General features: G+C 62.0%; 16 protein-coding genes. 14 read left to right on the plus strand and 2 right to left on the minus strand.

The window, feature by feature from the left end; all coding sequences use genetic code 11:
* The first annotated feature begins 25 nt into the window (after positions 1 to 25).
* The 10 genes from AO268_RS05580 to AO268_RS05625 all read left to right on the plus strand — a co-directional run bounded on the left by AO268_RS05580 (position 26) and on the right by AO268_RS05625 (position 10,824).
* On the plus strand, positions 26 to 1,114 hold the full coding sequence (locus AO268_RS05580; RefSeq protein ID WP_099168112.1) for a polyamine ABC transporter substrate-binding protein: 1,089 nt from the start codon (positions 26 to 28) through the stop codon (positions 1,112 to 1,114).
* Positions 1,111 to 2,406: an NAD(P)/FAD-dependent oxidoreductase gene (locus tag AO268_RS05585; protein WP_099168113.1), complete on the plus strand. Its 1,296-nt coding sequence runs from the start codon at positions 1,111 to 1,113 to the stop codon at positions 2,404 to 2,406. Before AO268_RS05580 ends, AO268_RS05585 begins: the two co-directional genes overlap by 4 nt.
* A gap of 96 nt (positions 2,407 to 2,502) precedes the next feature.
* Positions 2,503 to 3,858, plus strand: a complete 1,356-nt coding sequence (locus AO268_RS05590; protein WP_099168114.1) for an MATE family efflux transporter — start codon at positions 2,503 to 2,505, stop codon at positions 3,856 to 3,858.
* An 83-nt stretch (positions 3,859 to 3,941) separates the two neighbouring features.
* Positions 3,942 to 4,442, plus strand: a complete 501-nt coding sequence (locus AO268_RS05595; RefSeq protein ID WP_076964354.1) for a sigma-70 family RNA polymerase sigma factor — start codon at positions 3,942 to 3,944, stop codon at positions 4,440 to 4,442.
* 32 nt (positions 4,443 to 4,474) lie between these two features.
* A complete protein-coding gene (locus tag AO268_RS05600) occupies positions 4,475 to 5,443 on the plus strand; it encodes a FecR family protein (RefSeq protein ID WP_099168176.1) in 969 nt (322 codons plus the stop codon).
* Positions 5,444 to 5,527: 84 nt separating this feature from the next.
* Positions 5,528 to 7,924 carry a TonB-dependent siderophore receptor gene (locus tag AO268_RS05605; RefSeq protein WP_099168115.1) on the plus strand — a complete coding sequence of 799 codons (2,397 nt, stop codon included), beginning with the start codon at positions 5,528 to 5,530 and terminating at the stop codon, positions 7,922 to 7,924.
* A 317-nt stretch (positions 7,925 to 8,241) separates the two neighbouring features.
* On the plus strand, positions 8,242 to 9,132 hold the full coding sequence (locus tag AO268_RS05610) for a hypothetical protein (protein WP_099168116.1): 891 nt from the start codon (positions 8,242 to 8,244) through the stop codon (positions 9,130 to 9,132).
* 347 nt (positions 9,133 to 9,479) lie between these two features.
* Positions 9,480 to 9,695: a hypothetical protein gene (locus AO268_RS05615; RefSeq protein ID WP_076964367.1), complete on the plus strand. Its 216-nt coding sequence runs from the start codon at positions 9,480 to 9,482 to the stop codon at positions 9,693 to 9,695.
* Positions 9,696 to 9,872: 177 nt separating this feature from the next.
* Positions 9,873 to 10,220 carry a hypothetical protein gene (locus AO268_RS05620; protein ID WP_076964352.1) on the plus strand — a complete coding sequence of 116 codons (348 nt, stop codon included), beginning with the start codon at positions 9,873 to 9,875 and terminating at the stop codon, positions 10,218 to 10,220.
* 19 nt (positions 10,221 to 10,239) lie between these two features.
* Entirely contained in the window at positions 10,240 to 10,824 is a 585-nt protein-coding gene (locus tag AO268_RS05625) for a type III secretion effector protein (protein WP_257154346.1), read from the plus strand.
* A 13-nt stretch (positions 10,825 to 10,837) separates the two neighbouring features.
* Here the strand turns inward: AO268_RS05625 and AO268_RS05630 are convergent, their stop codons facing one another.
* Both AO268_RS05630 and AO268_RS05635 read right to left on the minus strand, forming a co-directional pair.
* The gene (locus tag AO268_RS05630; RefSeq protein WP_076964350.1) at positions 10,838 to 11,989 is read right to left on the minus strand and encodes an MFS transporter; all 1,152 of its coding nucleotides are present in this window, start codon (positions 11,987 to 11,989) and stop codon (positions 10,838 to 10,840) included.
* 117 nt (positions 11,990 to 12,106) lie between these two features.
* The gene (locus tag AO268_RS05635; RefSeq protein ID WP_083743095.1) at positions 12,107 to 12,769 is read right to left on the minus strand and encodes a carboxymuconolactone decarboxylase family protein; all 663 of its coding nucleotides are present in this window, start codon (positions 12,767 to 12,769) and stop codon (positions 12,107 to 12,109) included.
* A 220-nt stretch (positions 12,770 to 12,989) separates the two neighbouring features.
* Between AO268_RS05635 and AO268_RS05640 the strand changes: the two genes are divergently transcribed.
* From AO268_RS05640 to AO268_RS05655, 4 genes are all read left to right on the plus strand, one after another.
* Positions 12,990 to 13,961, plus strand: a complete 972-nt coding sequence (locus AO268_RS05640; protein WP_099168118.1) for a diaminopimelate epimerase — start codon at positions 12,990 to 12,992, stop codon at positions 13,959 to 13,961.
* A gap of 291 nt (positions 13,962 to 14,252) precedes the next feature.
* A complete protein-coding gene (gene tssI / locus AO268_RS05645) occupies positions 14,253 to 16,274 on the plus strand; it encodes a type VI secretion system tip protein TssI/VgrG (RefSeq protein ID WP_099168119.1) in 2,022 nt (673 codons plus the stop codon).
* Positions 16,274 to 17,110, plus strand: coding sequence for a DUF4123 domain-containing protein (locus AO268_RS05650; RefSeq protein ID WP_099168120.1), 837 nt, complete (start codon positions 16,274 to 16,276; stop codon positions 17,108 to 17,110). Before tssI ends, AO268_RS05650 begins: the two co-directional genes overlap by 1 nt.
* Entirely contained in the window at positions 17,103 to 17,876 is a 774-nt protein-coding gene (locus AO268_RS05655; protein ID WP_176561342.1) for a hypothetical protein, read from the plus strand. The genes AO268_RS05650 and AO268_RS05655 overlap by 8 nt, the downstream gene beginning before the upstream one ends.
* Positions 17,877 to 17,885: the final 9 nt, after the last annotated feature.

Genomic DNA, 17,885 nt, shown 5'->3' on the forward strand with positions numbered 1-17,885 from the left:
CCTCAACTCTAAAAAAGGTGTCGATATGCGTCTCGTCAAACCGCTTCTCCCACTGGCCCTGGCCGCCGTATTCAGCAGCGCCAGCCACGCTGCGCCGACGGTCAGTGTCTACAACTGGACCGATTACATCGGCGAGACCACCCTGGCCGATTTCCAGGCCAAGACCGGGATCAAGGTGGTCTACGACGTGTTCGACTCCAATGAAACCCTGGAGGGCAAGCTGCTGGCGGGGCGTACCGGGTATGACGTGGTGGTGCCGTCCAATCATTTCCTGGGGCGCCAGGTCAAGGCCGGGGCGTTCCTTAAACTGGACCGCGCACAACTGCCCAACTACCCGAACCTGGACCCCAAGCTGCTCAAGTTGCTGGAGCAGAACGACCCCGGCAATGCCCATGCGGTGCCGTACCTGTGGGGCACCAATGGCATTGGCTATAACGTCGACAAGGTCAAGCAAGTATTGGGCATCGAGCAGATTGACTCGTGGGCGGTGCTGTTCGAGCCCGAGAACCTGAAGAAGCTGCAGCAATGCGGCGTGGCGTTCCTGGACTCGGCGGATGAAGCGTTCCCGGCGATCCTCAACTATATGGGCATGGACCCGCGCAGTGAGCAGGTCGGCGATTATGAAAAGGCTGAGGCCAAGTTGCTGACTCTGCGCCCGTACATCACCTATTTCCACTCTTCCAAGTACATCTCGGACCTGGCCAACGGTGATATCTGCGTGGCCTTCGGTTACTCCGGCGATGTGTTCCAGGCGGCCAACCGCGCCAAGGAAGCCAAGAATGGCGTGAACATCGCCTATGCGATTCCCAAGGAAGGCAGCAACCTGTGGTTCGACTTGCTGGCGATTCCCGCAGACGCCACTAACCCGCAACAGGCCCACGCGTTTATCAACAACCTGCTGGACCCCGAGGTGATTGCCAAGGTCAGTACCTACGTTGGCTACGCCAACCCCAACCTGGCGGCGAAGGCCTTCATGGCACCAGAGCTGGTGAACAACCCCGAGGTGTACCCGCCCCAGGCCGTGCTCGACAAACTGTACATTTCCACCACCCCCAGCCCGGCCATCATGCGTGTGATGACCCGGGCCTGGAGCAAAGTGAAGTCCAACCGATGAATCAGCCCCAAGACCATGCCCGTTCCTATTACCTGGCGTCGGCCCATGCCATGCCCCAGCGCGCGGCACTGGCTGCGGACCTGAATGCCGATGTGTGTGTGATCGGCGGCGGTTTTACCGGCGTCAACACCGCCATCGAACTGGCCCAGCGTGGCCTGTCGGTGATCCTCCTGGAGGCCCGGCGCATTGGCTGGGGCGCCAGCGGGCGCAATGGCGGGCAGTTGATCCGGGGTATTGGCCATGACGTTTCGGGGTTTGCTCGGCATGTGGGCGAGGAGGGCGTGCGTTATTTGCAGCGCGCGGGTATCGATTCGGTGGCACTGGTGGGGGAGCGCATCCGTGAGCATGGCATCGACTGCGACCTGCGCTGGGGCTTTTGCGAGCTGGCCAATACACCGGCGCAATTTGCTGCGTTCAAGGGGGAGCAGGACAGCCTTGCGGCCCTGGGTTACCTACCTGAAACCCGGCGGGTGGCGGCGCAGGATATGGCACAGGTGGTCGGCTCGACCCGGTATGCCGGAGGCTTGGTGGACATGGGCTCCGGTCACTTGCATCCACTGAACCTGGTGTTGGGCGAGGCCCGCGTGGCCGAGGCCCTGGGGGTGCGGATCTTCGAGCACAGCGCGGTGCTGCAACTGAGCCATGGCGACACCGTGCAGGTGCGCTGCGCCGGTGGCACCGTGCGGGCCGGCAGCCTGGTGTTGGCGTGCAACGCGCACCTCGACGAACTGGAGCCACGCCTGAGCGGCAAGGTACTGCCGGCCGGCAGCTATATCATCGCCACCGAGCCGTTGCCGGCTGCACTCGCCGATGAATTGAGCCCGCAGAACCTGGCGCTGTGCGACCAGAAAGTCGGCCTGGACTACTATCGGCTTTCCGCCGACCGCCGGCTGTTGTTCGGTGGCGCCTGTCATTATTCGGGGCGGGACCCGGTGGATATCGCCGCCTATATGCGGCCGAAGATGCTCAAGGTGTTTCCACAGTTGTTCAACACGGCCATTGAGTTCCAGTGGGGCGGCAAGATTGGTATTACCGCCAATCGCTTTCCCCAGGTGGGTCGGTTGCAGCAGTATCCCAACGTGTTTTACGCCCAGGGTTATTCGGGACACGGGCTCAATGTCACCCACTGGTGCGCGCGGCTGCTGGCCGAAGGGATCCACGCCGGCGTCAGCCAGGGCCTGGATACCTTCAGCCGGGTGCCCCATATGACTTTCCCGGGCGGCAAGGCCTTGCGCTCGCCTTTACTGGCGCTGGGCATGTTGTGGTACAGGCTTCGCGAAATGCTGGGATAGGCGTTGTGAGTTGGGTGGCGGTTTAAAACACAGCAGGATCGGATCCAATACGCTATAACCCCTCGGTCGCTGTGTCATTCCGAGGCCCCGCTTTTCATGCAGAACCCTTTGCAACGCCCGCTGTGGCAGGTCTACCTGTTCTTTCTTGCGCCGATGGTGCTGTCCAACTTCCTCCAGAGTTTTTCCGGCACCCTTAATGGCATCTATGTCGGGCAGATGCTCGGTACCCAGGCGCTGGCGGCGGTGTCGGGGATGTTTCCCATCGTGTTCTTTTTTATCGCCCTGGTGATTGGCCTGGGGGCGGGCGCCTCGGTGCTGATCGGCCAGGCCTGGGGCGCGGGGGAAACCGCGCTGGTCAAGCTCATCACTGGCGCGACCCTGACCCTGGGTGCGTTGATCGGCGTGTTCGCCGCCGTGCTCGGCAGCCTGTTCGCACGCCCGGCCATGCAAGCGCTGGGTACGCCGTTGGATGTACTGGACGATGCGGTTGGCTATGCCCAGGTGATGATGCTGATCATGCCGCTGTTGCTGGTGTTCATCCTCTACACCCAGTTGCTGCGGGGCGTGAGCGACACCGTGTCGCCGTTGCTGGCGCTGATGGTGTCGACGCTGGTCGGCCTGTTGCTGACTCCGGCCCTGATCCGCGGCTGGCTGGGGCTGGCGCCCATGGGCATCCAGAGCGCGGCCTATGCTGGCCTGGTGGCCAATGCCGTGGCCATGCTGTTTCTGGTGCTGCGCCTGCGCCATAAAAACCACGTGATGGCACCGGATCGTGCCTTGCTGGCGGCCTTGCGCCTGGACCGGGCGATCCTCGGCCAAGTCCTGCGTATCGGCCTGCCCACCGGCTTGCAGATGGTGGTGCTGTCGTTGTCGGAGCTGGTGATCCTGGCGCTGGTCAATGGCCACGGTTCCCAGGCCACGGCGGCGTATGGCGCGGTGACGCAGATCGTCAATTACGTGCAGTTCCCGGCGCTGTCGATTGCCATCACCGCCTCGATCCTCGGCGCCCAGGCCATCGGCGCCGGGCGCCTGGAACGCATCGGGCCGATCCTGCGCACTGGGCTTGCGATCAACTTGTGCCTGACCGGTGGCCTGATCGTGCTCGGCTATGCCTTGTCCCACTGGCTGCTGGGCCTGTTCATCACCGATGACGCGGCGCGGGTTCAGGCCGAACACCTGTTGCACATCATGCTCTGGAGCATTCTGGTATTCGGTTTCCAGGCGGTGATTGGCGGCATCATGCGCGCCAGCGGCGTGGTGCTGATGCCGGTGGCGATCTCGATCTTCTGCGTGCTGGGCGTGGAGCTGCCGGTGGCGTACCTGCTCAATGCACGCTTTGGCCTGGAAGGGGTGTGGATGGCGTTTCCGGTGACTTACCTGGTGATGCTCGGGTTGCAGACCGCGTATTACCGGTTGGTGTGGCGGCATCAGCCGATCAGGCGGTTGGTGTAGAAGTGGCTGTGGCGACGGGAAGCAATTGCTCCACTTAATAGGAAGCATTACTATTCCCGCCCCGCCGACCCAGTGCTCCCCCGATGACTCCTCAGCCGCCCCGCCGACCTGGCTTTTTCGCGTACTACGAAGAGTTGGTCGGAACCTGGACGCGGCGCCTGCGCAATCGCCAGCAGGCCGAGGACCTGGCCCACGATACGTTCGTACGGGTGTTGGAAGCCAAGTCGACGCGGGTTGAGCAGCCGCGCGCCTATTTGCACCAGACGGCGCGCAATATTGCGGTGGATGCCCATCGTCGTGCCGACCGGCGCGACGCGCTGGCGCTGCCGGCCTTTGAGCAGGGTGCGTCGCACAGTGGCGACCCGGAGCATTACATGCACGCGGTCCAGTTGGCGGACTCCATCGAGCGGGCCCTGGCCGAATTGCCTCTCAATTGCCGCAGGATTTTCATCTGGCAAAAGATCGAAGGCCTGACCCAACAGGAAATCGCCGAGCGCCTGGGGCTTTCTAAAAACATGGTGGAAAAGTATATGATCCGCACCCTGCGGCATTTGCGCGAGCGCCTGGATGCGCTGGCCCCATGACCAATGCCCGCTTTGAAACAGGATCTTCCATGATGGATACCCGTGAGTGTGCCTGTGGCCGCGCAGCGGTGCGTGACGAGGCGGCGCGGTGGTTCGTGCGTTTGCAGGACCTACCCTTGAACGTCGAGGAGCAACGTCTTTTCGACACCTGGTGTGGGGAACATCCTGCGCACCAGTACGAATTCGAGGTGCTGCAAGGGCTGTGGCGCGCCGCCGACCTGCTGCCCAAGGGGCGTTTGCAGGCCTTGCTCGATACGCCTGGGCCGCGCAAGCGTCGTGGCGCCGTGCGCTATGCCATGGCGGCCAGCGTGCTGGCGGTGGCTGTGGGCCTTGGGCTGTTCAGCGGCCTGGAGTATCCGGCGGTCTACGATGCTGAGTTCAGTACGCTGTTGAGGGAGCGTCGGCAAGTGGCGCTGCCGGACGGTTCGCTGATGGACCTCAACAGCCGCAGCGTCGTCGCGGTGCATTACGAAAAGGGCCGACGGGCGATTGTGCTCAAGCAGGGTGAAGCGCTGTTTCGCGTCGAGCACGACACCAGCCGGCCTTTTGTGGTGCAGGCCGGGGCCGGGCAGGTGACGGTCACCGGTACCCGCTTTGACGTGCGCCGCGACGATGACCAGACCCGCGTGGTGGTCGAGGCGGGAACGGTCAAGGTCCAGGGGCGGGCGGCGCAGCCGGTGGTCACCCTGACGGCGGGCCTGGGCACCTCGATCGACAGCCAGGGCACGGTTGCGGCGGCCCGCCCGGTCAACGCCCAGGCGCTCATGGCCTGGCAGACCGGCAAGCTGGTGTTCAACGACGCCAGCCTGGCCGAGGTGGCGCGGGAAGCCTCGCGCTACCGCGAAAAGCCCCTGCGGGTTAGCGCCGCGGCCAGCGACCTGCGCTTGACCAGCGTGTTCAACACCCACGACACCGAGGCCTTGCTCAAGGCTTTGCCGCACATTCTGCCGGTGGCCCTGCGCACGCTGCCCGACGGTAGCCAGGAAATAATTGCACGCTAGGTTCAGGTTTTTTCCGAGTTCTTCGTCTTCTTGTCCAACTGCAACTGGTTTGCATTAACCGCCGTGCTTTCCTGGGATTACGACGTGAATAAACTCGCTGCGCACAACCATAAAACACCCCGCTGGGCGCCGTTGGCCCTGGCCTTGGCGATCAGTACCGCGGCCTATGCCGACGATGCCATCCATATCAAGGCCCAGCCCCTGGGCGCTGCGCTGAGCCAATTGGGCCAGCAAACCGCGCTGCAAGTGTTTTTCAGCCCGGCAATGGTGGCCGGCAAGCAAGCCCCGGCCGTCGATGGCAACCTGGCGCCGGAACAGGCTCTGCGCCAGTTGCTGCAAGGCAGTGGCCTGGACTACCGGATCGACTCGGGCTCGGTGACCCTGCATCCGCTGGCCCAGGGCAGCGGTGAAGCCGGCTCGCCCCTGGAACTGGGCGCGACAGATATCAAGGTGGTGGGCGACTGGCTGGGCGACGCCAATGCCGAAGTGGTGCAGAACCATCCCGGCGCACGGACCGTGATCCGCCGCGAGGCCATGGTGGAGCAGGGCGCGATGAACGTTGGTGACGTACTGCGCCGGGTGCCCGGGGTGCAGGTGCAGGAATCCAACGGCACCGGCGGCAGCGATATTTCCCTCAATGTCGGCGTACGTGGCCTGACATCGCGCCTGTCGCCACGCTCCACGGTGCTGATCGACGGCATTCCTGCGGCGTTCGCGCCCTATGGCCAGCCCCAGTTGTCGATGGCACCGATTTCCGCCGGTAACCTGGAAAGCATCGACGTGGTCCGCGGCGCCGGTTCCGTGCGTTATGGCCCGCAGAACGTCGGCGGCGTGATTAACTTCGTGACCCGGGCGATCCCCGAGACCTTTTCCGGTGAAGTCGGCACCACCCTGCAAACCGCTGCCCATGGCGGTTGGAAACATATCGACAACGCCTTTATCGGTGGCACCGCCGACAATGGCATGGGCATGGCGCTCCTGTATTCCGGGGTCAATGGCAACGGTTATCGCGACAGCAACAATGGCAACGACATCGACGATGTGATCCTCAAGACCCACTGGGCGCCGACCGATCAAGACGACTTCACCCTCAACTTCCATTACTACGACGCCAGCGCCGACATGCCGGGCGGCCTGACCCAGCAGCAGTTCGACGCCAACCCTTACCAGTCGGTGCGCGACTGGGACAACTTCAGCGGCCGGCGCAAGGATGTGTCGTTCAAGTACATCCGCCAGATCGACGACCGGACCCAGGCCGAGGTGCTGACCTATTATTCGGACAGCTTCCGTGGCAGCAACATCGCCAACCGCGACTTGAAAACCCTCAGTGCCTACCCACGTACCTACTACACCTTCGGCATTGAGCCACGGGTGTCCCATGTGTTCGACCTGGGGCCGACCACCCAGGAAGCCAGTATCGGCTACCGTTACTTGAAAGAAGGCATGCACGAACAGGCCACCAGCCTCAACCTGGTCAACAACGTGCCCACGCCGGGTGGCCAGAGTGACGGCCATGTGTACCAGGACCGCACCGGTGGCACCGAGGCCAACGCGTTCTATATCGATGACAAGATCGACGTGGGCAAGTGGACGATCACCCCTGGTATCCGCTTTGAAAGCATCCGCACCCAATGGCATGACCGCCCGGTGGTGGCGCTCAATGGCCGCCGCACCCAGGAGAAGCACCGCCAGATCAAGAACAACGAACCGCTGCCGGCGCTGAGCGTGATGTACCACGTCTCCGATGCGTGGAAGCTGTTTGCCAACTACGAAACGTCCTTCGGCAGCTTGCAGTATTTCCAGCTGGGCCAGGGTGGTAATGGCGACCAGACGGCCAACGGCCTGCAACCGGAAAAGGCCAAGACCTACGAGGTGGGTACGCGCTACAACGACACGGTGTGGGGCGGCGAAGTGACGCTGTTCTACATCGATTTTGCCGATGAGTTGCAGTACGTCAGCAATGACGTGGGCTGGACCAACCTGGGGGCCACCAAGCACGCCGGTATCGAAACCTCGGCCCATTACGACCTGGCCAACCTCGACCCGCGCCTGGAGGGGCTGAGTGCCAATGCCGGCTTGACCTACACCAGGGCGACCGCCGAAGGCGATGTGGCGTTCAAGGGCCGTGACCTGCCGCTGTACTCCCGGCAAGTGGCGACCCTGGGGCTGCGCTACGCGGTCAACCACTGGACCCACAACCTGGACGCGTATGCCCAGTCCGGCCAGCGGGCGCCAGGCACCACCAGCACCTATATCACCCAGCCGACCGCTGATGGCCAGTACGGTGATATTCCGGGCTATGTGTCCGTCAACGTACGCAGTGGCTATGACTTTGGCGCACAGTTGTCGAACCTGAAATTGGGGGTGGGGGTGAAAAACCTGTTTGACCAGCAGCACTACACCCGTTCCAGCGATAACAACTCCGGGATCTACCTGGGTGAGCCGCGTACGTTCTTTGTACAGGCGAGCGTAGGGTTTTGACGGTTCGTTGACGGGGGCGAGCGTCGCCTGCCCTGATCGAGAGTGTGACCGGGGCAGCGGCAATGGGGCTTGTCCCGGTGCGCTTTTCCTCCTGCCGTTCCTCTTGCAGCTTACGACCCTGCTGCCGCTGTTGAAGGGTTGCCTTGACCCATTTCCTACCTTTTTTTAGCCGCTTTCATCACTTTGAGGAACCGAACTCTGTAGGCCTGCCACATACCCGATTAGCCCACTGTGCACGGGCGGCTCGCGATCAGGCTATCGTCGGGGGCTGTGGACGGTGTGGTAAATCGTGTCAACAAGCCGCACTGGAGATCAATATGTCGGTATCAGCTTTCAACCAGTCTGTCGTCAATCTACCGAATGGCGCCACACCTAACCTGCCCGGCAATGCCAAGGGCGCTACCGTATCAGCCACCAGCGGGCCTAGTTTCAGCGGGGTAACGAGTCAGTCGGGCCCGATGTTTGCGGCTGCGCCGTCGATGGCACAAGGCTCTGGGGGGGGAGCGCTGGCGGCAGGATCGGCAGGGGCGACAGGTCAGGGTTTTTTCGTCAGCCTGAAAGGGTTTTTTTCCCCGGCCAAGCCTGTGATTCCTGGGAACCCGCCGCCAAGGCCATTCCCCCAGAAACCCGATCCGGTGTATTCACAGTTCAGCCATGATGAACTGGCCCAGAAACTGCTGAAAAACTTCTCGGGGTTCAGTAGTAAGGACGACTCGTCCTATATTACGCAGCAGGACTTGAAAGATAGAGCAGAACGTTCCCTCACAGGCTACGCCCACAAGGACTCGAACACCCGGCTGGCCAGGGAAATCCTGAAGCGTCCGGACCTCCTGCAGGCCCTTGATCGCAATGGTAGTACGGGCGGGCTGGATCAGAAGCTCACCCGGCAAAACATCAGGGACGTCATACTCTCTGACAGCCCGCTGAAGTATAAGGACGACAAAGAACTGGCCAAGGATCTGCTCAAGAATTTTAGTCGGCTCGAAGATAAATCCTGGGATCAATTTTGGCGAAGAGAGATCAAACTCGACAAAATCTATCAGACGGCCATAAAAGACCTGACGGGTAACCCTAAAAAAGATGAGCTCACCTACCTGGCGAAGGAACTCACCAACCGGTCCGAGTTGTTGCAAAAAATGGACAATACCGCGGGGCGTGACGAGGACGGCAGGATCAGTTGGTGGGGGTTGAGGAAGTTGTCCCGTTAAACCACGGGCAATTGCATTGCAAGCACAGAACCGGGGAGCGCCACGAGTCTTTCGCGGTGTTTCCCGGTTCGCCCAGGATGCCCCGCTTTCTCGATGACAGGGCTGGCTGATACTGCCTGCATCCACTCATCACCTGCCCCTCAATGATCAGGAACTGTTTTCAGCGGTTTGCCACATAACGTGTATCTGACGGCCTTTATGACGCCGCCGGTTTCACTCAAAGAGAGGGTGTCGACATGACTTCAACGTCGTTTGGAACTCAAACTCCCGGCCTGCCGCAATCCCTTCTTGCCCCCCCTTGCGACAACCACACGCAGTGCCGCCATTTCGCTGCCCAGGGTCAGGGTATGCCTGGCGAGGAAGGCACCGAAGTTCAGCGAGTCAAGAATTTTTCCGGCCAGTACACCTTCAAGGCCCCGGCGGCGGATGACTTCGCCAAGGGCATGCTGGCCTACCGCACGCCCTCTGTGCCAGGCGCGCCCATGGAGGCTGCTGCGGAGCCCCCGACGGGGCTGATCAATGCCATAAAAGCCTTGCTGGGCGTTTCCCGACCGGGTGCTTGATTGAGGCCACAGCCAAGCCTTGCTCATTGTTTACATGCAGTCATCGAAAATGGTCGGCCACCCCGGAACCATTGCTGGTCGTTGGCCACATACTTTGCGCTTGCTGGAAAGCCACCCTTGCAGTGACGGTGGTGTTGGCCGGCCTGAGTATGGATCTGAAAGAGGTGGAGATGAATCATGGCAATTGACGGTGGGATCCCTTTCCTGCGGCCCGATGTTACGAGCCGCCATGATGCGATACCGGATGACGCACAACACAAAGCCCATGCTGCTTCAAGCGAGAACACGCCGCCTGCGTGGCAGGTCGACAATCAACCGTTGCCCAATACAATCCGGACCTCGGGGTTCAGGCGCCCCTTGCGCTGGGCCACGCCCGACGAGGTCAGGCTGCATCATCAGGAACTGAGAAACACGCCTGCGACGCGTAACACCCATGTGAATCCCTATACCCAATTGCCGGATAGCCAGTTAGTGACGGCGCTGGCCGAGCATTTCACCGTGCTGGAAAAATTCCATGAAAAATGAAGGATTGAAACTGTCTTCATTGCAGCGAATCGCCGGTGAAAAAATGACGGAAACGCCGGTGTTCAACAACGCCATCCTGCTGGCCAAGGCCCTGCTCCAACGCCCGCGGTTGATCGATGCGATCCTTGATGAGGAGGGTTTTATAACGCGGGAAAGTCTGTCGAAGGCCGTACAGGGAATGTTTGGCAACAGCGACCCCAACGCCTTCAGTTCGGACCCTTTTCACGCCAAGACCAATGTCGAGTTGGTGCAGGCGTTCAGGGCGGCCTTTGATGAACTGCGTGACCGGTCCCGGGACCGCACGGGCTTTTTTGAGCAGGTCGGCTACGTCGAAATCGCGAGGCTGGTCTCAATCAGCCGGGACCCGGACGAAACGGACAAGGACGGCGCCGTTATCCGGGACCCCGCCACCGGGTTGCCGAAAAAGATGTACAGCGAGCAACTGGTGTACATGTCAAAAAACCTGGTGGACCGTCCCCGGCTATTGAGCTCGCTGGAGCGCGTCCATTCTGGCTGGCGACGCCTCTACGGCAATCATTACCAGAAGGGATGGTTGAGCAACAAAGACCTTGACGGCTGGCTCGAAAACAACAAAAACCTGTAGCGCCTTGCGGGCCTTACACCCGCAGTATTTTCCCGCTGATTGCCACGCCCAGCAGCAGCACGGCGATCAACACAAAGGCCACGCTCAAGCTGCTGCCATGGGCGATAAAGCCGATCAGCGCGGGGCCGGCGAGAATACCGGCATAACCCAGGGTGGTAATGGCGGGTACTGCAATATGTTCCGGCATGACCTTTTGCTTGCCGACGGCGGTGTACAGCACCGGCACGATATTAGAACAGCCGGCGCCTACCAGGGCATAGCCCAGCAGCGCGGTTTCCCATGCCGGGAGCAGTGTGGCCAACAGCATGCCCGCGGTGGCCAGCAAGCCACCGATCACGATCACCCGTTTGGCGCCCAGGCGACGCACAATCCTATCGCCGGTCAGGCGCCCGAGGGTCATGGTCAAGGCAAACGCCGCATAACCCAGGCCCGCATAGGCTTCGTCGAGGCCGCGTTCGTCACTGAGGAACACCGCGCTCCAGTCGAGCACGGCACCTTCTGCCAGGAACACGATAAAGCACAGGCAGCCGATAAACAGCACCACCCCATGGGGAATGGCAAAGGCAGGGCCGGAGCTTTCACTGCCGTAGGGCAGCAGATGGGGGGCCGCCTTGAGCAGGGCGGCCAGGGTAATCACGATTACCACCAGGGTGGCCGACAGCGGTGACAACCCCAACCCCAACAACGCGCTGACACCCGCCGCCCCGACAATCCCCCCCAGGCTGAACAGCCCGTGGAAGCCCGACATCATGGTTTTGCCACTGGCCCGCTCCACGATCACCGCCTGCAGGTTGACGGTGGAGTCCACCGTGCCCAGGCCTGCACCAAACAGAAACAACCCGGCCATCAGCCAGGGGATCGAGCTGACGGTGGCCAGCATCGGCAAGGCCACGCAGAGCAGGAGCGTGCCGGCGCTCAGCACGCGTCGGCAGCCATAGCGTGATGCCAGCGCGCCGGCCACGGGCATGGCAAGGATCGACCCCACCCCCAGGCACAGCAGCAACAGGCCCAGCGTGCCTTCGTTGAGCTGGGCGCGAGCCTTGGCATAGGGCACCAGCGGTGCCCAGGCGGCAATGCCAAAGCCGGCAATAAAAAACGCGATACGAGTCGACATTTGTTCCAGACGGCCTGGAACCACGGGCGCTGGGGTAGGAATGGCAGTCATGAAAGTCCTTGGGGTTTGCGTTCAGCGAACGATGTCCGGCGCGACATCCTTGCACATCAGTCCCTCTGGAGCGAGCCAGGTTCCCTTGGCGAGCGCGAACTTTCATGTGTGCACGGGTCAGGTCGGTGCAGGGAGATACGCCCTGACTTGCACCACATCAGCGCCATCGACCCGCACCACAAGCGTGCCGCGCGGCGTGGTTTCCTGGCCGATGTAACTCTCCACCATCACCCGATCCGCAGCGGTGGCGTGCAGCGACAGCTTATGGGGTTTGCGCAGCAGCTTTCGAGCCTGGGCATCCACCGGGAACGACGGGTGGCCCTGGCGCACGCTTTCGCAAAACGCTACTGCCACGGCGCGGGGTGTCGGTGGCGGAGGCGAGGGCAGGTTGGCCCCGGCAAACAGCAGGTTGAGCTGGTCGGCGGTGGCGACGGCACGGGGGAAACCGGTAAAGGCCGAGGCGAGCAATAACAGTTCAGTCAGCTCCCCAGGCGCCAGGCCTTGGGCCAGGCTGGTCTTGAAGTGCACGCTCAACGGTGGGCCGACCATGCCGGCGGCGACGATCGCGGCAAAAATCGCGGCCTCCTGCAGGCGTGGATCAAGGCCGGGGCGATCATGCAGATAGCCATACACCACGCCGACCGCCAATTCGCCCAGGGCCGGTGCGGTATGGAACAGCGCGTCCAGGCGTGCGCCGCCATCAGGTACCAGTTCAATGAACGTTTTGCGGCCAGCGCGGTACAGCGTTTCAATGGGATGTTGCGGGGCAAGTGGCTTCATGGTGCATCCTCCGGGAACATGAGGACGGCGTTTGTTCGACTGCGCACGGACTTCGGCCTGATGAAAACGTCCATCCAGGGAAAACAGAAGTGTAGGGTGCGTGGCTGGTTTTGCCAGGGGGATGCACACAGCTTGGGTGGTGCCGCACCCAGACATCCCCCACAATCACCAGGCGTTTTTCCCATGGCCGATATTGGCGGATACTGAGGTGGATCACCCCATGACCCTGTTCTACAACGCTCGCGGCAATATCTACGGTGTGGTCAGCCCGGCCTTGTTACGCCGCCGGGGCATTGCCGTGCCCACAAGCGCCGCCCTGGCCGCCAGCACTCGCCAGGGGTGGGCGGCGTCGGCGATAGCGGCCGAATGTGGCTGGGGGACGTCGCCGCGTCCAGCCGAGGCCAAGGCCTATCGCTGCGATGGTTTGCTGGTCGGGCCGTTCCAGGCTGCGCCGCCGTATGACCTGCTGATTATCAATACCGATGGTTCCCTGGCCGAGCGCAGCGGCAACGGCTTGACGATTTTTGCCCAGGCCCTGACGGATGCGGGGCTGATGCCCCGGGCCTGTGAGCTGCGGGTGCACCACGACCAACCGGGTGGGCTATCGCCGCTAGCAACCTGGGTTGAGCCGGCAGTCCATGGCCAGGTCCCGGGGTTCTGGTTGGCGCTGGGGCAGCCGGAATTCGGGCCACAGGCGGTGGGCGCGTTGGGGCAGGGAAGCTCCGGGCCTGGTCATGTACGTGAGCTGGCTGCGATCAACCCGCAATGGGCGCACAGTCAATTTGTGCGTATCGGCAACCCCCATTGCGTGACCCTGGTCGAGCACGCATCGGCCTTGCCGGACAATCGGCAGATGCACCAGCCTGGGCTGTTCGAGCCATTGAAAGCGATGGCCTTTGCCCCTCCGGCTGGCAATGGCCGGCCCTGTGTTGCCGGGGTCAACCTGCAATGGGCTGCGCGCGACGCTGCCAATCGGGTGATTGCCCGGGTGTTCGAGCGCGGCGAGGGTCCCACGGCGTCTTCCGGGACCAGTGCCAGCGCGGTGGCCTGTGCGGCATGGCGGGCGGGGTGGGTCGAGGCAGGAGAGGTGGCGGTGGTGATGCCGGGCGGCACGGCGCCAGTACGCTTGCAGGTTCAGGCCGATACGTTGCTGAGTGTCAGCCTGTTCGGGGCCGCAGTGCTTCAAGACTGAAGTACTTGAGGGCTTAAATAAGTGTCAGTCGTTTCTTTATTGTTTACTTGTTATTCGGGGAGTTGTGTAAGTAAGTTCCTGCTGTTGCTGTCTGGTTTATTTTAAGGATTTCTCATCTTGTAAAAGAGACTTCCATTCTCTTCGTACGAAACTTCTTTTTTATTTTTGAAAGTGCCGGATTCTCGCGGACCTCGCTAATCTTTAGGGCGTTCAGGCACTTTCTTTGGCCGCAGGATTTATGTTTGGCGGGAGGGAGTGTTTCAGTCAAATAGTTATGGCGGGTAACAACGGATGGTTAACGCGTTTGTTTCGTCACGTTTCAACTTTACGCTTCAAAGCGTAGAGGCCGACTTTCAAGTACTGGCATTCAAAGGCCGCGAAGCCCTGGACCAGCCATACTTCATCGAGGTGCAACTGGTCAGCGAAAACCCTGGCCTTGACCTGGAAGCATTGCTGCACCAGCCGGCCTACCTGGGTTTTGGCGACGCGGGCCAAGGGCTGCACGGGCAGGTGTATGCCGTTGGCCGCGACGATCCAGGGGCTCGGCTCACCCGTTATCGCCTGACCCTGGCCCCGCGCCTGGCATGGCTGGCGCATCGCCGTGACCAGCGCATCTTTCAGCAACGCAGCGTGCCGCAGATTATCGCGGCCGTGCTTGAACACCACGCAATCCTGGCCGATGCGTATGCCTTCGAGTTAGGCCCTGTGGTCTATCCGCCGCGCACGTTCTGTGTGCAATACGCCGAGAGCGACCTGCACTTTATCCAGCGGCTGTGTGAAGAAGAGGGGATTCACTACCACTTCCGCCACAGCCCGGATGCCCATGTAGTGGTGTTTGGTGATGACCAGACGGTATTCCGGCGCCTGCCTGCACAGCGTTTTTGCCTGGCCAGCGGCCCGGCCGCCGAGACGCGGGTGATCCAGCGGTTCGATGTGCGCCTGGCTACCCGCAGTCGCCAGGCTGTCCGGCGTGATCATGATTTCGAGCATCCTTCGCGGCGCCTGCAGGAACAGGCCGGGGCTACAGCGGTGCCGCCCCTTGAGGACTATCACTACCCTGGCGGCTTTACCGGCCATGCGCGGGGTGCGCAACTGGCGCGTCGCAGCCTGGAGCGCCATCAGCGCGACCGTCACCGGGCCTTGGGCAAGAGTGATCAGCCGGCGTTGTGCAGTGGCCATTTCCTGCCATTGCGCGATCACCCGCAACCCGCCTGCAATGACTTGTGGCTGCTGACTTCAGTGCGTCACGAGGGTTATCAACCCCAGGTGCTGGAAGAGGCAATGCCCGGTGCTGAGGTGTTCCAGGGCTATCGCAACCGCTTCAACGCCACGCCCTGGCGCGCGGTCCATCGCCCGGCGCTCAAGCACCCCAAGCCGACGATCACCGGCAGCCAGACCGCTACAGTGACAGGCCCGGTGGGCGAGGAAGTGCATTGCGATGCCTATGGTCGAGTGAAGGTGCGGTTTCACTGGGATCGTCTGGACACCGCGAGTGATAAAAGCAGTTGTTGGGTACGTGTGGCCTCCGGGTGGGCGGGTGACGGTTTTGGCGCGATCATGACGCCCCGGGTCGGCATGGAAGTGCTGGTGACCTTCCTGGAAGGCGACCCTGACCGGCCGTTGATCAACGGTTGCCTGCCTAATGCGCGGCACAGGCCAGCCTATCCATTGCCGCAATACAAGACCCGCAGCGTATTGCGCAGCCACAGTTGCCCCGGTGGCGCAGGCTCCAACGAACTGCACCTGGAGGACCGCCTGGGTGAAGAACTCATCTACCTGCGGGCCCAGCGGGATTTGCAGCAGCAGGTGGGCCATGACAGCCACCTGGAAGTCGGTGGGCAGCGGCGTGAAACCATTCACGGTCTGAGCACGGTCCACCTGGAAAGCGAAGAGCACCACCACGTTCGCGGTGATCGCAAAGTCCTGGTCGGGGGTGGCGAGCACCGCCAGGTACAGGGCGATAGCCAGGCCTGTATCGGCCAGAACCTGGTGATCGAGGCCGGGCAACAGGTTCATCTCAAGGCGGGTGCCAGCCTGGTGATCGACGCCGGTGCGCAGTTGAGTTTCAAGGCCGGAGGAGAACACCTGCTGATCCAGGCCGGCGGTATTTTCAGCAGTCGTCCCATTACCCTGGGGGGCTCGCCGGTCGCCGCGCACGCGGCCAGTCCCTTGGGGCCGGGCGATCCGGGGCCGTATCTTTCAGCGGTCCAGGGCGTGATCATGCATATGGCCAGGCAGATCGGGGCGGACTTTTGCCCGGTCTGCGAGCACTGCCGTGAAGCGGTCTGCGACCTTGGCGGGAGGGTGGCTTGATGGCGCGCATGCCAGGCCAATGGATGACCCAACAGCAGCAGGCAGGGCGTCGGCTGTGCTTGATCCTTGAGGGAAACAACGACGCGCTCCAGAGGCTGATGGCGTCTGGCAATCGGGCGCAGTATTGCAACCTCTACGGCACGAGCGCAGTGGCAGAATTGGCGGCGGCCGGGCCAGTGATCCTGTCAGTGGAGCATCTTGGTGAGCCTGCGTTGGTAGGCTTGCTGGAGCACCCCGAGGCGAACTGGGGCTGGCTGGGCAGTTTGCCCGACGTGGACCTAGGCGGCGTTATCGAGCATTGGCAGGCGCGGATGCTGGTAGGGCCCCCGGGCAATCAGGCCCTGTACCGTTTCCACGACAACCGCACCCTGGCACGTGCGCTGGGTTACTTGCCGGTAGCGCAATGGCCGGCCTATCTCGGGCCGTTGATCAGCGTGTGCTACTGGCATGAAGCGCAATGGTGCAGTGCCAGCAATCCGGCGCCGGGCAAGTACCCGGTACCCGATCCCGCCCCTTGGCTAAACCTCCCCAACCCCCAGGCCAAGGCCATTCTGCAGGCCAATATCCTGCGCTACCTGTTGGCCGAGCACAGCGAAAACCTCGTGGCCCTGGTTGAATTCCAGGACCCGAGAATATGGTTGGCCCATGTACTGGAGCAGGCCCGTACCTGGCAATGGCGAGAGCCGGAACAGTTGGAGTTCTTGGTGGTGCGGCGTTTGGAGGAAGCGACGCGAGCGAGCGTGCTCCGGTGGCCGCCATTGGTGGCGGAGACACCGGGGGATCACTTTGGACGGGTGGTGGAGCAGTGGCGCACGCTGGGGCATCAGCATGAATAGGCGGGAGTGGGGGGCATGGCTTGCGCTTGGCATGGCGTGCACGTCGGGATGTGCGCGCGTACCCGTTGATCGCGTGACGTTGCAGGTGGACTTGCCGGCCAATTTCCGTGTTAAAAGCGCCGCCAACTACAGCCCGGCGACAGGTGAAAGCTGCACCTTGCCTTGGCGCCGAGGCAAAAGGCCAGAGCGGAAGATTTTTAGTGTGCCCTACAACCCGACAGCCAGCCGCGTGACCCAGGAGCTGCCCCTGACTGAAACGGTAGAAGGCTGCTCGTTGGTGTTGCGCAGCGTGGAATTTGATTTTTATGCACGGTGGGGCGTGCGCGATACCGATGTCGGCGCAGATATGGCGGCTATCTACATTCAGGACCGTGCAGGTGTTGAGCGGCCCGAGTCGGGTGCGCCGGAGTTGAAAGGGCGATGTCAGTGGCTGTTTCGTACCCTTGGATCGCAGCATGCCATCAGGAAAATTCTTAAATGCAACGCGCTGGACAACGAAGGGCAACCGCAGGGGGCACCGGCCGGTGGTGTCGTGCCGCGCAACCGACTGCCTGGCAACACGCTCCGGCTGGTCCTGGAAGTTGCGAACGAAGAGAAGCCTTACATGGGCAATACCTGGGTTCGCGTTCCACAAGGGTGGAAGCGTTGCCAGGGGAAGAACATGGATGATCAATATGGTTTTTGCACAAAGGGCGCTGCCCATTTCAGGCCTTTCAAGATGCCTGACGGGCGTGAATGCACTGTTTACCCAACCTGTACTGAATAAGGATATTCA

The sequence above is a fragment of the Pseudomonas sp. ICMP 8385 genome (assembly GCF_002699915.1).
GTDB lineage: Bacteria > Pseudomonadota > Gammaproteobacteria > Pseudomonadales > Pseudomonadaceae > Aquipseudomonas > Aquipseudomonas gessardii.

Bases quoted from the DNA above. Each gene is read 5' to 3' on its own strand.
- AO268_RS05595 (WP_076964354.1), top strand. From the start codon at position 3,942: ATGACTCCTCAGCCGCCCCGCCGACCTGGCTTTTTCGCGTACTACGAA.
- AO268_RS05610 (WP_099168116.1), top strand. From the start codon at position 8,242: ATGTCGGTATCAGCTTTCAACCAGTCTGTCGTCAATCTACCGAATGGC.
- AO268_RS05585 (WP_099168113.1), top strand. From the start codon at position 1,111: ATGAATCAGCCCCAAGACCATGCCCGTTCCTATTACCTGGCGTCGGCC.
- AO268_RS05655 (WP_176561342.1), top strand. From the start codon at position 17,103: ATGAATAGGCGGGAGTGGGGGGCATGGCTTGCGCTTGGCATGGCGTGC.
- AO268_RS05640 (WP_099168118.1), top strand. From the start codon at position 12,990: ATGACCCTGTTCTACAACGCTCGCGGCAATATCTACGGTGTGGTCAGC.
- tssI (WP_099168119.1), top strand. From the start codon at position 14,253: ATGGTTAACGCGTTTGTTTCGTCACGTTTCAACTTTACGCTTCAAAGC.
- AO268_RS05615 (WP_076964367.1), top strand. From the start codon at position 9,480: ATGCCTGGCGAGGAAGGCACCGAAGTTCAGCGAGTCAAGAATTTTTCC.
- AO268_RS05630 (WP_076964350.1), bottom strand. From the start codon at position 11,989: ATGACTGCCATTCCTACCCCAGCGCCCGTGGTTCCAGGCCGTCTGGAA.
- AO268_RS05620 (WP_076964352.1), top strand. From the start codon at position 9,873: ATGGCAATTGACGGTGGGATCCCTTTCCTGCGGCCCGATGTTACGAGC.
- AO268_RS05580 (WP_099168112.1), top strand. From the start codon at position 26: ATGCGTCTCGTCAAACCGCTTCTCCCACTGGCCCTGGCCGCCGTATTC.
- AO268_RS05600 (WP_099168176.1), top strand. From the start codon at position 4,475: ATGGATACCCGTGAGTGTGCCTGTGGCCGCGCAGCGGTGCGTGACGAG.
- AO268_RS05650 (WP_099168120.1), top strand. From the start codon at position 16,274: ATGGCGCGCATGCCAGGCCAATGGATGACCCAACAGCAGCAGGCAGGG.
- AO268_RS05590 (WP_099168114.1), top strand. From the start codon at position 2,503: ATGCAGAACCCTTTGCAACGCCCGCTGTGGCAGGTCTACCTGTTCTTT.
- AO268_RS05635 (WP_083743095.1), bottom strand. From the start codon at position 12,769: ATGAAGCCACTTGCCCCGCAACATCCCATTGAAACGCTGTACCGCGCT.